Annotated in this window: 13 protein-coding genes and 1 tRNA gene; 7 read left to right on the top strand and 7 right to left on the bottom strand. The window is 63.2% G+C overall.

Translation table 11 applies throughout. The annotated features are described in order from the left end of the window. Positions 1 to 447: 447 nt before the first annotated feature. Together ABSG20_RS03370 and ABSG20_RS03375 are read right to left on the bottom strand one after the other, a co-directional pair. Entirely contained in the window at positions 448 to 735 is a 288-nt protein-coding gene (locus ABSG20_RS03370) for a hypothetical protein (protein WP_423863067.1), read from the bottom strand. An 87-nt stretch (positions 736 to 822) separates the two neighbouring features. Then, a tRNA-Gly gene (locus ABSG20_RS03375) sits at positions 823 to 897 on the bottom strand. A gap of 443 nt (positions 898 to 1,340) precedes the next feature. On the opposite strand from ABSG20_RS03375, the gene trxA reads away from it, so the two are divergent. Further along, complete coding sequence (trxA, locus tag ABSG20_RS03380) at positions 1,341 to 2,258, top strand: thioredoxin (RefSeq protein WP_423863068.1); 918 nt, start codon at positions 1,341 to 1,343, stop codon at positions 2,256 to 2,258. Positions 2,259 to 2,376: 118 nt separating this feature from the next. Beyond that, positions 2,377 to 3,051 (top strand): LON peptidase substrate-binding domain-containing protein, encoded by a 675-nt coding sequence (locus ABSG20_RS03385; protein WP_423863069.1) that lies wholly within the window; start codon positions 2,377 to 2,379, stop codon positions 3,049 to 3,051. A 39-nt stretch (positions 3,052 to 3,090) separates the two neighbouring features. On the opposite strand, the gene ABSG20_RS03390 is transcribed toward ABSG20_RS03385, so the two are convergent. The 3 genes from ABSG20_RS03390 to ABSG20_RS03400 all read right to left on the bottom strand — a co-directional run bounded on the left by ABSG20_RS03390 (position 3,091) and on the right by ABSG20_RS03400 (position 5,449). Beyond that, complete coding sequence (locus ABSG20_RS03390) at positions 3,091 to 3,855, bottom strand: Ig-like domain-containing protein (RefSeq protein WP_423863070.1); 765 nt, start codon at positions 3,853 to 3,855, stop codon at positions 3,091 to 3,093. A gap of 414 nt (positions 3,856 to 4,269) precedes the next feature. Beyond that, positions 4,270 to 5,100, bottom strand: coding sequence for an FTR1 family iron permease (locus ABSG20_RS03395; protein ID WP_423863071.1), 831 nt, complete (start codon positions 5,098 to 5,100; stop codon positions 4,270 to 4,272). Between the two features lie 10 nt (positions 5,101 to 5,110). Beyond that, positions 5,111 to 5,449, bottom strand: a complete 339-nt coding sequence (locus ABSG20_RS03400) for a cupredoxin domain-containing protein (RefSeq protein WP_423863072.1) — start codon at positions 5,447 to 5,449, stop codon at positions 5,111 to 5,113. Positions 5,450 to 6,002: 553 nt separating this feature from the next. Here ABSG20_RS03400 and ABSG20_RS03405 point away from each other — a divergent pair. Genes ABSG20_RS03405 through ABSG20_RS03415 form a run of 3 tightly spaced genes read left to right on the top strand, consistent with a single transcriptional unit; the run spans position 6,003 to position 8,582 of the window. Then, complete coding sequence (locus ABSG20_RS03405) at positions 6,003 to 7,358, top strand: PQQ-dependent sugar dehydrogenase (protein WP_423863073.1); 1,356 nt, start codon at positions 6,003 to 6,005, stop codon at positions 7,356 to 7,358. 43 nt (positions 7,359 to 7,401) lie between these two features. Continuing rightward, positions 7,402 to 7,599, top strand: a complete 198-nt coding sequence (locus ABSG20_RS03410) for a Trm112 family protein (protein ID WP_423863074.1) — start codon at positions 7,402 to 7,404, stop codon at positions 7,597 to 7,599. Between the two features lie 5 nt (positions 7,600 to 7,604). Next, entirely contained in the window at positions 7,605 to 8,582 is a 978-nt protein-coding gene (locus ABSG20_RS03415; protein ID WP_423863075.1) for an alpha/beta hydrolase, read from the top strand. A 42-nt stretch (positions 8,583 to 8,624) separates the two neighbouring features. Here ABSG20_RS03415 and ABSG20_RS03420 read toward each other — a convergent pair whose 3' ends face one another. Then, positions 8,625 to 9,845, bottom strand: a complete 1,221-nt coding sequence (locus ABSG20_RS03420; protein ID WP_423863076.1) for a ubiquinone biosynthesis hydroxylase — start codon at positions 9,843 to 9,845, stop codon at positions 8,625 to 8,627. 196 nt (positions 9,846 to 10,041) lie between these two features. On the opposite strand from ABSG20_RS03420, the gene tesB reads away from it, so the two are divergent. Continuing rightward, a complete protein-coding gene (tesB, locus tag ABSG20_RS03425) occupies positions 10,042 to 10,902 on the top strand; it encodes an acyl-CoA thioesterase II (RefSeq protein WP_423863077.1) in 861 nt (286 codons plus the stop codon). Positions 10,903 to 10,920: 18 nt separating this feature from the next. Here the strand turns inward: tesB and ABSG20_RS03430 are convergent, their stop codons facing one another. Then, the gene (locus ABSG20_RS03430; RefSeq protein WP_423863078.1) at positions 10,921 to 11,787 is read right to left on the bottom strand and encodes a DUF4339 domain-containing protein; all 867 of its coding nucleotides are present in this window, start codon (positions 11,785 to 11,787) and stop codon (positions 10,921 to 10,923) included. Between the two features lie 270 nt (positions 11,788 to 12,057). Between ABSG20_RS03430 and ABSG20_RS03435 the strand changes: the two genes are divergently transcribed. After that, positions 12,058 to 12,335, top strand: a 278-nt coding sequence (locus ABSG20_RS03435; protein ID WP_423863079.1) for a P-II family nitrogen regulator, incomplete at its 3' end; no start/stop codon positions are given.

A 12,335-nucleotide genomic window follows, 5' to 3' on the forward strand; every position in this document is an offset into this window, starting at 1 on the left:
CGTGCCGCGCGATGCGCGGACCGATCGGCTCCAATCCGCCCTACACACGACGCCCTCGAGCGATGCTTTTAGTGATGGCTTTCCTTCGCGGCACAAGGGGGTGCCGGGCATTTGACCTGGGACGGGGGCGTCACCGGGATCGATCCAACCTTGGGCGGCGGGGTAACCGGGGTCGACCCACCCTTCGATGCCGGTATGACCGGCGAACTCTGCTTCACCGCTCCGCCAAGAGAGCCCTGCTTTTTCGGTCCGCCGACAGCGTTCTGCGCAAAAACAGGCGCGCTTCCCGACAGGCCAAGGCACATTACGAGGATCGCCGCTCCGACTTTCATGAACCCTCCTTGACGTCCCAATCCGGTCCGGGAATTTACACAACTGATATAGGGCGTCGCCGGATTGGTCCATGCGCCGAGGCGCGCTGCTTTCGGTTCTGTCCCCCGAACGTTGTCAGCGCGGTTTGGGACGAAAAGCTGCTGGATGCCACACCGGCGCTTCCTTGAGCTGCAAAATGCCATAAGTCAGCCTGTGGTGCATGGCGCACGAAATCAACCGGGCGAATGCGCCGGGGTTGTCGTGGAAATTTATCTGCCAGACATTTTCGGCGAGCCTCAGGACACCGTCCTGATCCTCGAGCGCGTCGACCATCGGTTCGGATGCGTGATTGAGATCTGCCAGGCAAGAGAGCCATTTGGGGTGATGGCCTTCCGCTTCATGCTTTTCGGGCATGTTGATCACGACAATGGCACTGTGCATGGGAGCGCCTTCCAGTTGGCTGCTCGGTAACGATCCGCTTTCAACCGCCGACTGGACACTTTTAAAAATTGGAGCGGGCGAAGGGGTTCGAACCCTCGACCCCGACCTTGGCAAGGTCGTGCTCTACCACTGAGCTACACCCGCATCCGAGCGGCCTGACGGCGATCTGCCGACGGCAACGGGCAGAGCTATGCCAAATACGGCTCCCGAATGCAACAGCCCGCGTGCGGCCTTCGGATCGGTGGGGATTAGCGGGCCGTCACGGGCAATCCACGGAAACCGCTCCCAAATAGGCGTGAAATTCACCGTTAACCCGCCGTTGTCACCGCTTTCGACGGGAACTCCGGTCCGAGCCAGCCTGGCGAGCTGGACCCGAAGCATCCCGCCGCAAAGGGAGGGCCGGGCCACCCCCCCCATGGCTGCTGGACACTGCCGCCCACCTGATCTCACCAAGGCTCACCAGGGTTTCTGGAACCCGATTGAAAATTTCGGGCAAGCCGCCACTTAGGTGAACAGAACTTCTGAACCTCCACCCCGGGGCCGTGCTAGAAGCGGCCTTCTTTGCAAGACATCGAACGAGGATTGCAGTGACCATTGTAGAGCAGGGCAGCGGACCGGCGCCGCAGGCGGCCACCGATCTGATCAAGGAGACCACCACCCAGACGTTCGTTCGGGACGTCATCGAGGAATCCAAGCGCCAACCGGTGCTGATTGACTTCTGGGCGCCGTGGTGCGGCCCCTGCCGCCAGCTCACCCCGATCCTCGAAAAGGCGGTCCGCGCCGGCAAGGGCAAGGTGAAGCTGGTCAAGATGAACATCGACGAGCATCCGGCGATCCCGGGCCAGATGGGAATCCAGTCGATCCCGGCGGTGATTGCCTTCGTCAATGGCCAGCCCGCCGACGGTTTCATGGGCGCGGTCCCGGAAAGCCAGGTCACCGCGTTCATCAACAAGCTGACCGCGGCCATGCCGGGTGAACCCAACATCGCGGAAATCCTCAAAGAAGCCGAAGCCGCTCTCGCCGACGGCGATCCGGCCACCGCGGCGTCGATCTATGCCGAAGTGCTGGCGGCTGAGGCCACCAATGTCGCGGCGCTGGCCGGGCTTGCCAGATGCTATGTGACGACCGGCGCCATCGAACAGGCCAAGCAGACCCTTGCCATGGTGCCGGAGTCGAAGCGCAATGACGCCGCGGTCAAGGCGGTGCAGGCCTCGATCGATCTCGCCGAGCAGGCCAGCGCCCTCGGCCCGGTGACCGAACTGGAACAGAAAGTCGCCGCAAACCCGCTCGATCATCAGGCGCGATTCGATCTGGCGACCGCGCTCAATGCCAGCGGCAAGCGCAACGAGGCCACCCAACAACTGCTCGAAATCATCAAACGCGACCGCAAATGGAACGAAGACGGGGCGCGCAAGCAGCTGGTGCAGTTTTTCGAGGCATGGGGCCCGGCCGACGAGGCCACCATCGAGGGGCGCAAGCGGCTGTCGACGATTCTGTTCTCGTGACGGGCGCGCGTTCAGGTTCCCTTGCTGGTTTGCCTGCAAGTTTGCTCGGACGCTCAAACTCAAATGCGGTAGAGTACGTGCCACCCCCAAGCTCCAGAGGCCTGCACCGGGACCCTCCATGCCGATCAATGCCGAATATCGCGGGCCCGGCGACCTTCCCGAGGTGATACCGGTGTTTCCGCTGCCAGGTGCGCTGTTGCTGCCGCGCGGCCAGATGCCGCTCAACATCTTCGAGCCGCGCTATCTGGCCATGGTGGACGACGCCTTGCGCGACGGTCATCGGCTGATCGGGATGATTCAGCCGGACGTCGCGCATTCGCCGGACGTGGACCGGCCGGCGCTGTTTCGCGTCGGCTGCGTCGGCCGCATCACCCAGCTCGCCGAAGCCGGCGACGGCCGCTACATCCTCGAACTCACCGGCATCACACGCTTCAAGGTGGTCGAGGAAATGAGCGTGCTGACGCTCTACCGGCAATGCAAGGTGGATTATTTCCCCTACATCGACGACTTCACCGCGCGCAAGGGTGAGGAAGCCGTCGATCGCGAAGCGCTGCTCGCGGTGCTGACGGATTTTCTGAAAGCCAACGATCTCAAGGTCGACTGGGAGGGCGTCGAGACCGCGCCCAACGAGGCGCTGGTCAATGCGCTGGCGATGATGTCACCCCACGGCGCGCCGGAAAAGCAGGCGATGCTCGAAGCGCCCGATCTCAAAACCCGCGCCGAAATCCTGGTCGCCGTCACCGAGATGGACATCGCCAAGAAGCGCACCAGCGGCGACCCCGGGCTGCAGTAGGATCATCGTTGTTCGCACGGGGCCGATGAACCTTGACCGTCACTGTTCGAGTAGGGGTGGCAGCCGCTGCTGCGCCAGTGGCTCCGAGGGCGACAGGGTGCCGACGCTGCGCGGGCTGGGCAGAGAGCCGGTCATCATTCCGCTTGCGACGCTCTGCTCTGTGGTGCCCACGCTGGTCAGGTTGGTTGCGTCGCCGTGATAGGTCGTGGTCACCGCGAAGTTGCCCACCGATGTGTAGGTGTGATTGACCCTCGCCACACCGGCCGCCAGCGTGCCGGAGGCGGATGAACCGTCGCCGAAATTATACGTCACCGTCCCGGTCGGGATACCGGCCGAAGCCGTGACCGTGGCGGCGAAGGCGACCGGCTGCCCGACGCGGCTTGGGTCAGGCAGGGAACCCAGGGTCGTGATGGTGACGGCCTTCCCGACCGTCTGGGCTATCGCGCTCACGCTGGTCAGGTTGCCCGCGTCGCCATTATAGCTCGCAATCACCAGGAAAATGCCCGCCGTGGCATAGGTGTGATGGATCTTCGCCAGGCCGCCGGAGAGCGTGCCGAATACCGATGTCCCGTCGCCGGCATCCAACGTCACCGTCCCGGTCGGGTTGGGGTTGCCGCCCGACCCTGAAACGGTAACGGCGAACTCGACGGTGTCGCCGACCCGGCTCGGATTCTGCGACGAGACGATACCCGTGGTGGTGGAAGCCTGAGCGTTAGCTTGGCTTGTGAGGCCAAACAGAGCGAGCGCAAGAACAAAAGCGGATGCCGGCATCCGCCGCAAAACCAGGTTGCTAACGCGCTGCATCTGTGCCCACCCAAAAATCAATTTCCGGCCTGAAAAGAGATAAAGAAATGAACTGATGATCTAAAAATTGGTCACGCCCGTATTCCCACCTAACGCCATACCCATCGCGCGAATCATTGGATAGTCTATATGCCAACTTGCGTGCATATGTGTGACCTGTATTGCACATCAAGGTCGCTCACTTGTAATGGCACCCCCTTGGACGGGGCGGCGAACGACTGCCAACCGGCCGGCCAAGTTAACCGCCGGATCGACTCTGCGAGTCCACTCATTTTAATTTTAAAATATAAATCAATGGCTTCGTTCAGCTAGGCCAGGGCGCGCACATAATTCCCGCATGACGTGCCTCGCTGATAGCTTTATTCCAAAGGTGGAATTTTGCGTCAGTCCTTCACGACGGTGCCCTGTGGATTTTCAGCCGGCCGCCACGACGCGGTCGCGGTGCCGCGATCCGGTCCGCCGCATCAGCAGGAACGTCCCCAGCAGCACGGCGGCGTAGACCAAAAGCTGCATTTCGGTCGGCTGATCGGTATAGCCGATCAGGGTATGCAGGGTCCGGCCGGCGATACTGGATTCCGACAGCAACCAAGCGCTGTCCCACACCACGGTATCGAGGGGCGTCAGCCAATTGGCGCGTTCAAGGAAGGCCACCGCCTGCGCCGCCATGCCGGCCGCGAGCAAGGTGATCAGCACGGTCGTGGTGGCGAACAGCGCCCGCGGCGGAATCCGCATCAGGCCAAAATAGGTCGCAAGACAAACCGCGCCTCCCAGCATAAGGCCGATAACCCCGCCGATCGCGAGGCTCAAGCCCGAGCCGCCGTCAGAGGCGGCGACGCCAAACAGAAACAGCGCCACCTCGCTGCCTTCGCGCAAGACGGCGACCCCGACCACCACCGCCAGCGCCAGCAACGACTTCGTTCCCGCAGCCACCGCCTGTCCGGCCGCGCGCATCTCTCCCGCCATTTCCCGGCCATGATGGGCCATCCAGACGTTGTGCCAGGTCAACATGACCACGGCGACGCCGAGAATCGCGGCGTTGAACAGCTCCTGCCCCATGCCCTCGAAAACTTGCGACAACACGCCGGTAAAGGCCGCAACGACGCAGGCCGCAAGCGCGCCGGCCACGACGCCACCGCAGATCCAGCGATCGCGATGCGGCACCCCGCCGGTGACCGCGAGCACGATGCCGACGATCAAGCCGGCTTCGAACACTTCGCGAAACACGATGATCAGCGCGGCCAGCATCGGATGCCCTCTATTGCACGGTCAGCGCGCCGCGCGCCGTGTCGTTGAAGTCATCGTAAAACTCGTAGCGGCCGGGCTTCAGCGCCCGCACATTGATGATGCCCTCGCTGTTGGCGGCGACCACCTTTTCGACCCGCAGCGACGTGCTTTCGAACTCCATCGCCTTGGCGTCGAGATTCTTGACCCGGAAAATGACGGGCTTGTCGGCCGGCGCTTGCACCGCGCTCGGCCGGAACTGGCCGTTGGCATAAGTCACGTGAATCTCGGTCGCCTGCTGCGCGTGGGACTGCGACACAGAAAGCATCGCGATCGAGCAGAGCACGGTCAAAGGCAGTCTGTTTTTCATCATGGCTAGAGCAAACACCTATCGTCCTTTCCGGTGTCGAGAAAAAATCAAAATTCCCAGGCGAATTTGAGCTTAGCGCGATAGCGTTGAAAATCCAAAAATGTACTTGGTCTCAATCTCGCGCCAGGTGCTTGCGTCCTCGGCGCGCGCGGCGCCGGCGCACCAGAACGTACCGGCGACCGCAAAGAGCAAGATGGTGAGACGCGGTTCGGACGATATCGACACTCGTCGTCTCTCCTGCATGTGACGCGCTTTGAGATGGCGCCACCAGCTAGCGGCTTTGTTGTCCGACAGGCAAAAAGACTCCCTCTAAAATGGAGGCATTCTAAGCTTCAGCCTTTCCGCCAGCTCGAAAAGCTGGCCGACGGCGGCTTGCGCTTTGCACCCGCCAGCGTTGGCGTCATGCGCGCGGATTTGATGAGCGATGGCTTGGCAATCGGAGAACGAACGCTTAGCTGCTCGATGGTCCGGTGCAGCCCGGTTTCGCACCTCGCTGCGGCTTCGCCGCGCAGGGAACAGCTTTTCTCTAACCGGTGGGCTTCGAACGAGTGGAGCAATGATGCGGTCATACAGTCGCTTGTTATGGTGTGTGCTGGTCGGCGCGGCCGGCAGCCAAGCTGTTTCTGACGCAGTAGTACTGGCCCAATCGGCGCCGCGCACCGGCAGCGCCGCCTTTGGCGACTGGCGCGACGACAAGCCTGGCGCTATCAGGCTGATCAGGCCGGACGATTTGCCGAAGCCCGGCGCGACCCCCTCGGCGGCCAACGTCTCCGAGATCGTTCCCCGGCCGGCTTCCGCCAGCCCGCTTGTACCGGACGGATTCAGAATAGAGTTGTTCGCGGAAGGATTGAACGGGCCACGCGAGATGCGGGTGGCGCCGAATGGCGACATCTTCATCGCCGAAACCCGCGCCGGGCGCATCCGCCTGCTGCGCGCAGCTGACGGAGCGCCAAAGCCCGCCGTCAACGAGATTTACGCGGATGGTCTGCACCAGCCGTTCGGTATCGCGTTTTTCCCGAACGGCCGGGATCCGCAATGGGTCTATGTCGCCGATACCGACCGCGTCGTTCGCTTTCCCTACAAGACAGGCGATCTCAAGGCCGCGACCAAACCTGAAACGGTGGTTGCCGACCTGCCGCACGGCTACGGCCACTCGACGCGGGATATTGTCTTCACCAGCGACAACAAGCGGATGCTGATCTCGGTTGGCTCCGAAAGCAATGATGCGGAGGGCATGGGCGATCCGGCCGGAGGGTTACAGACCTGGAGCGCCAAACACGCGCTCGGCGCAGACTGGGGAAGGGAGACGGACCGCGCCGGCGTGCTGGCATTCGATCCCGATGGCAAACGCCAGGGCATGTTCGCCAGCGGTATCCGCAACTGCGTGGGTCTTGCGATCCAGCCCGCGACAGGTGATCCCTATTGTTCCACCAACGAGCGCGATGGCCTCGGCGACAATCTGGTGCCGGACTACGTCACCCGGGTGCGCGAAGGCGCCTTCTACGGCTGGCCCTGGTTTTATATCGGCGACCACTGGGATCCGCGGCACGCCGGCCAACGGCCGGATCTGAAGGATAAAATTACTGTTCCCGACGTGCTGATCCAGGCCCACTCGGCCTCGCTCGGGCTCGCATTCTACGACAGCACGGCCTTTCCGGCCCAATATCGCGGCGATGGTTTCGCGGCCGAACACGGCTCCTGGAATCGCGCCGCACGCACCGGCTACAAGGTGATCCGGATCAGGCTCAGGGATGGCGTGCCCACAGGCGAATATGAGGATTTCGTCACCGGCTTTGTCGTCAACGATAGCGAGGTGTGGGGACGGCCGGTCGGCGTCGCGGTGGCCCATGACGGCGCCTTGCTGGTGTCCGAAGACGGCAACGGCACGATCTGGCGGGTGACGCACCGCTAGATCGGAGCTAAGGAATCGAACTCCACGCCGGAGACACAAAGCCATGAATTCCCCGCCCGAACGCCTCGAAGGCACCGTCGATCCCAAACTGCTGGAAATCCTGGTCTGCCCGCTGACCAAGGGTCCGCTCGAGTTTGACGCCACCAAGCAGGAACTGATCTCACGTTCCGCAAAGCTCGCTTATCCGATCCGCGACGGCATCCCGATCATGCTGCCGGAAGAAGCGCGGAAGATCGAGTGAGGGCGATGGTCACAGGCCGCTCATCGGTCGAAGGCCCGGGGGCCGTCGTTGCTTGCCTGGTCGCATCATTCGTTGTCTTTGCCGGTATGGCCGTGAATGCCTGCGCTGACGAGACAAAAATTCGTGTCGGCGCCATCGATGCCGTGCTGACAATGCCCGCCGGTGTCGAACGGCCGCCGGTCGCGCTGTTGATCGCGGGCTCCGGATCAACCGACCATGACGGCAACGGGCCGCAGATGAAGCCTGCGACATTGAAAAAGCTCTCCGAGCAGCTGGTCGCGCGCGGCATCGCAACGCTTCGCTATGACAAGCGCGGGGCCGGCGGATGGAAGCCGGAATTCGGACGACCGGAGGATTTTCGCTTCAAGGATTATGTCGACGATGCCGCGGCGCTGGCGAACTATCTGCGCGCCACCGGCAAATTCCCAACGATAACTCTGGTCGGACACAGCGAGGGCGGGCTGGTCGCGATCCTTGCGGCGCGGCGCGCGCCGGTCGACCGCCTCGTTCTGTTGGCGACGGCGGCGCGGCGGCAGGGCGACTTGCTCAAGGCCCAGCTCGAAAAAAAACTTGCGCCGGAGGTGTTTCAGCCGATCGCGAAGGCGATCGACGCCATCATGGCCGGCGAGATCGTCGATCCGACGCCCCCGGGGCTGGCGATCCCGCCATCGATGCAGCCCGGCATCGCCTCGGCCTTCACCGAAGACCCGGTTCCGGCCCTGAAACTGATCGAGCAGCCGACCCTGATCGTCGCAGGCGGCCGCGACCGCCAGCTGGCGCGGGTGGATTTCGCAGCCCTTTCCGCGGCGTCATCGACGGCGCGAACGCTCTGGCTTCCGGACATGAACCACCTGCTGGTCGATGTCGCAGACGAGGCCGACGATCAGGCGGCCTATAATCAATCCGATCGACCGCTCGACAAAGAATTGATCGACGCGGTGGCGGCTTTTATTCTCGCCACCGACGCAGGGAAAATGCCTTAAGACGCGTCCTCACTGCGCGCGTCACGGGGGCCCTGAAGTCCCCTACAGCGCCTCGCCTTTCAATAGCCGAGGCACCTCGCCGGCAAGACCCGCGGCCTGGCGGATGAACAGGCTCTTCAGCGGCGGCGCGCGATCGACCAGTCCGAGCCCGATATCGCGCACGGTGCGCAGCAGGGTCGACTTGTTCGAGAACAGGAGATTGAGCGAATTGGTGGCGAGCCCCATCGCCATGGTGTCGAACCGCCGCCAGCGCTGGTAGCGCTCGAGCACATCGGCCTGGCCGAGGTCGATGCCGAGCCGCGCAGCATCGACCACCACCTCGGCGAGCGCCGCGACATCCTTCAGGCCCATGTTGAGCCCCTGACCCGCGATCGGGTGAATGACGTGGGCGGCGTCGCCGACCAGCGCCAGCCGTTCGGCGATGAACGAGCGCGCGACGAAATAGCCGAGCGGAAATGCCCTGGGCTTGTCGAGTACCTTGATCTCGCCGAGATGCAGACCAAAGCGCTGCTCGAGTTCGGCGTGAAAGTCCGGCTCGGCGAGCGCGGTGATACGGGCCGCCTCGGTGCGGCTTTCGGTCCAGACCAGCGAGCAGCGTCGCCCGGTCAGCGGCAGGATCGCGAACGGACCTGCGGGCAGGAAATGTTCTTCGGCGCGGCCGCGGTGATCGCGCTCATGACCGACCGTGACCACGATGCCGGATTGATTGTAATCCCAGCCATGGGTGGCGATGCCGGCGTGCTCGCGCAATTTCGAGCGGGCGCCGTCAGCCGCCACCAGAAGGCTGGCCGCGATCTTGCCGCCGTCAGCCAGCGTCACATCGAGGCCCCCGCCATCGCGCTCGAATGTCGTCACTGCGCTGGCGCGCAGATCGATGCCCTCGGCCTCCGCGCGGTTGACGAGCGCATCGATCAGATGCCGGTTCTCGACCATGTGCGCGAAGGGTTCGCCGGGTTCGACGTCGCCCGCAAAGGTCAGGAATACCGGGCGGGTGGCGTCTTCAAGCCCGGAATCGGTCACGACCATGTCGAGAATGGGCTGCGCCACGCCGGCGACCTGCTCCCACACCCCGATGGCCTCGAACAGCCGGCGGCAGGCGGCGACGATGGCGGTGGCGCGCGGATCGCGGCTTGGCCTTTGCGCCAGCGCCGGATCGGCCACGGTCACCGCAATATCGGCACCGAGGCCCTGCCGCAGCGCCAGCGCCAGCGCCAGTCCGGCGAACGCCCCGCCGCCGATCACAATGCTTCGCTGTACCGCCATGATGAAACCTTACCAGTTCGCGCCGCAAGACTAGGCTTGCACCGCGACTATAGCTGGGCGAAACAGGTTCACCAAACAAGGTTGTGATCCCCGCCGGTCAATCGTGAACTCGGGAATCTCCCGGTCATGATCTCCGGATTTCCGGTTCGAGGCATTGCCTCGAATCGGAATGACGATGGGAAACGAAAGCATATCCATGTCCAAAGCACTGATTGACCTGATTTCCATTCTCGATCTCGAGCCGATCGAGGTGAACATGTTTCGTGGCAACAGTCCGAAGACGAGCTGGCAGCGGGTGTTCGGCGGGCAAGTGATCGGGCAGGCGATGGTGGCGGCGTGCCGAACCGTCGAAGGCCGCCTGCCACATTCGCTGCACTGTTATTTCATTCTGCCCGGCGATCCGCAGATTCCGATCATCTACGAGGTCGAGCGGCTGCGCGACGGCAAGAGCTATGCGACGCGACGCGTTACCGCGATCCAGCACGGCCACGCCATCTTCTCGATCATGGTGTCGTTTCACGTCGATGAGGCGGGCGCGTTCGATCACCAGGACAAGATGCCGGAGGTGCCGCCGCCGGAAAAACTCACCGCCGAGGAAGTCGCAAAGCAGCCGATGTTCCGGGAGATGCCGGACTTCATCCGCCGCTATTACGAATCCGACCGTCCGATCGAGCTGCGCCCGGTCGAACTCGGACGCTATTTCGGCCAGAAGATCGAGGACGGCCGCATCCATGTCTGGATCCGCACCGCATCGAAGCTGTCCGACGATCCGGCCCTGCATATGTGCGCGCTGGCCTATGCCTCGGACTTCTCGCTGCTGGACGCGGCAATGGCCCGCTACGGCCGTACCCTGTTCGACAAACGCATGATGCCGGCAAGCCTCGATCACGCGATGTGGTTTCATCGTCCGTTCCGGGCCGACGAATGGCTGCTTTATGCCCAGGACTCCCCAAGCGCGCAGGGCGGCCGCGGCCTGACCCGCGGCTTGATCTTCAAGCAGGACGGCACGCTGGTGGCGTCGGTGGCGCAGGAAGGCTCGCTGCGCGAACGCAGGTGATGCCGGGCGGTCCGGTCTTCAGGCGGTTGGTTCGACGAGCGCGAATTGAGACACGCTCCAGCGAGCGAACCAGGCGAGCGCCCAGGGAATCGGGATGATCAACCCGCATGCCAGCGTGAACAGAAGCGTCCGCCACAGCATCTGCCACCCGCTGGCTTCGAACCTCAGTTGCCGCCGCGTACCATCGACATTCCGGCACATCCATCGCGCCCATGCGGCCCAGACCCATGCCCAGCCGACGATGGTGATAAACGAGACAAACGACAGCAAATACCAGCCGACATAGGCCCAGGCCCCGCCGGTGAAGGTGAGGGGGTGCTGATGTCCGTCCGGACTGACGTTTTCGACCAACCAGCGGACGATGATCCACCAGATTGCCGCCTGAACCGGAATGAGGACGTATGGCAAATAGGGCACACGACTCAAACCCGCGTAAATGCCGAGCGCGAGGAACACGAAAGCGTACCAGATGTCGCCGGGCCTGCCGGTGAAGGTGATGTCGGGCCGCTGCGGGATGCGCAGATGCGCGATGAACCAGCGGAAAAAGCCGGTCTTCGTCCACGGCGCCGCAATCACCGTGAGGTCGCCGATCATGACCAGCAACCCGCGCCCGAACAGCTCCCAGGTGCCGAGTTCGGCCGACAGCGACTGGACGGCCGGCAGGCCGCCTGCCGGCAATGCCTCCGGCGGCAAGACCAGCGCGCCCGGAGCGGCTGCGAGCAGGCCAGGAATATCCCCGGCTCTTTGCCAGCCGGTCATGCCCTCGCTCCAGACCAGGGTCTGCGCCGTGATCGTGCGTTGCGCGACCAAGTCGCGGAATTGCGCCTCCGGGTAAGGACCATGCTGCTGGCCCTGATACGCAAAAAACCAGAATCGATCCGACATTTCATCCCCTCGGGCGTTCGTTGCGGGCAGGCCAGCCAACGATAACGTCGGCGATGCAAGACCATCTTGGCGGACAGGAGCACTGCCTGTACAGCTCTTGTCGGGAGCGGAGCCGGCTGATGCAGTTGATTTTCGGCTCAAGCCCGCAACTTTTTGTGCCACAGGCGCAGAAAGATGCCAGACTTGCCCAACATGCGATTCAAGGCGCGAACCAAGCCGCGACCGTCATCATCCGAATTTTTTCGACTTTAGAGAAACGAAGGCCTGACCATGAAGCTCGTTGTTGCCATCATCAAACCATTCAAATTGGACGAGGTGCGCCAGGCCCTCACTTCGATCGGGGTCAACGGCATGACCGTCACCGAGGTCAAGGGTTACGGCCGGCAGAAGGGCCACACCGAAGTCTATCGCGGCGCCGAATATGTGGTGAATTTCCTGCCCAAGCTGCGGATCGAGGTCGCTGTCCCAGCCGGCCTCGCCGACAAGACGGTCGAGGTCATCAGCTCCAGCGCGCGCACCGGCCAGATCGGCGACGGCAAGATATTCGT

Origin of the sequence: Bradyrhizobium sp. (genome assembly GCF_049512235.1) — a bacterium.
Classification (GTDB): Bacteria; Pseudomonadota; Alphaproteobacteria; order Rhizobiales; family Xanthobacteraceae; genus Bradyrhizobium.

Excerpts from the sequence above, each read along its gene's own strand:
- ABSG20_RS03385 (WP_423863069.1), top strand. The coding sequence starts at position 2,377 with ATGCCGATCAATGCCGAATATCGCGGGCCCGGCGACCTTCCCGAGGTG.
- ABSG20_RS03390 (WP_423863070.1), bottom strand. The coding sequence starts at position 3,855 with ATGCAGCGCGTTAGCAACCTGGTTTTGCGGCGGATGCCGGCATCCGCT.
- ABSG20_RS03395 (WP_423863071.1), bottom strand. The coding sequence starts at position 5,100 with ATGCTGGCCGCGCTGATCATCGTGTTTCGCGAAGTGTTCGAAGCCGGC.
- ABSG20_RS03400 (WP_423863072.1), bottom strand. The coding sequence starts at position 5,449 with ATGATGAAAAACAGACTGCCTTTGACCGTGCTCTGCTCGATCGCGATG.
- ABSG20_RS03405 (WP_423863073.1), top strand. The coding sequence starts at position 6,003 with ATGATGCGGTCATACAGTCGCTTGTTATGGTGTGTGCTGGTCGGCGCG.
- ABSG20_RS03410 (WP_423863074.1), top strand. The coding sequence starts at position 7,402 with ATGAATTCCCCGCCCGAACGCCTCGAAGGCACCGTCGATCCCAAACTG.
- ABSG20_RS03415 (WP_423863075.1), top strand. The coding sequence starts at position 7,605 with ATGGTCACAGGCCGCTCATCGGTCGAAGGCCCGGGGGCCGTCGTTGCT.
- ABSG20_RS03420 (WP_423863076.1), bottom strand. The coding sequence starts at position 9,845 with ATGGCGGTACAGCGAAGCATTGTGATCGGCGGCGGGGCGTTCGCCGGA.
- tesB (WP_423863077.1), top strand. The coding sequence starts at position 10,042 with ATGTCCAAAGCACTGATTGACCTGATTTCCATTCTCGATCTCGAGCCG.
- ABSG20_RS03430 (WP_423863078.1), bottom strand. The coding sequence starts at position 11,787 with ATGTCGGATCGATTCTGGTTTTTTGCGTATCAGGGCCAGCAGCATGGT.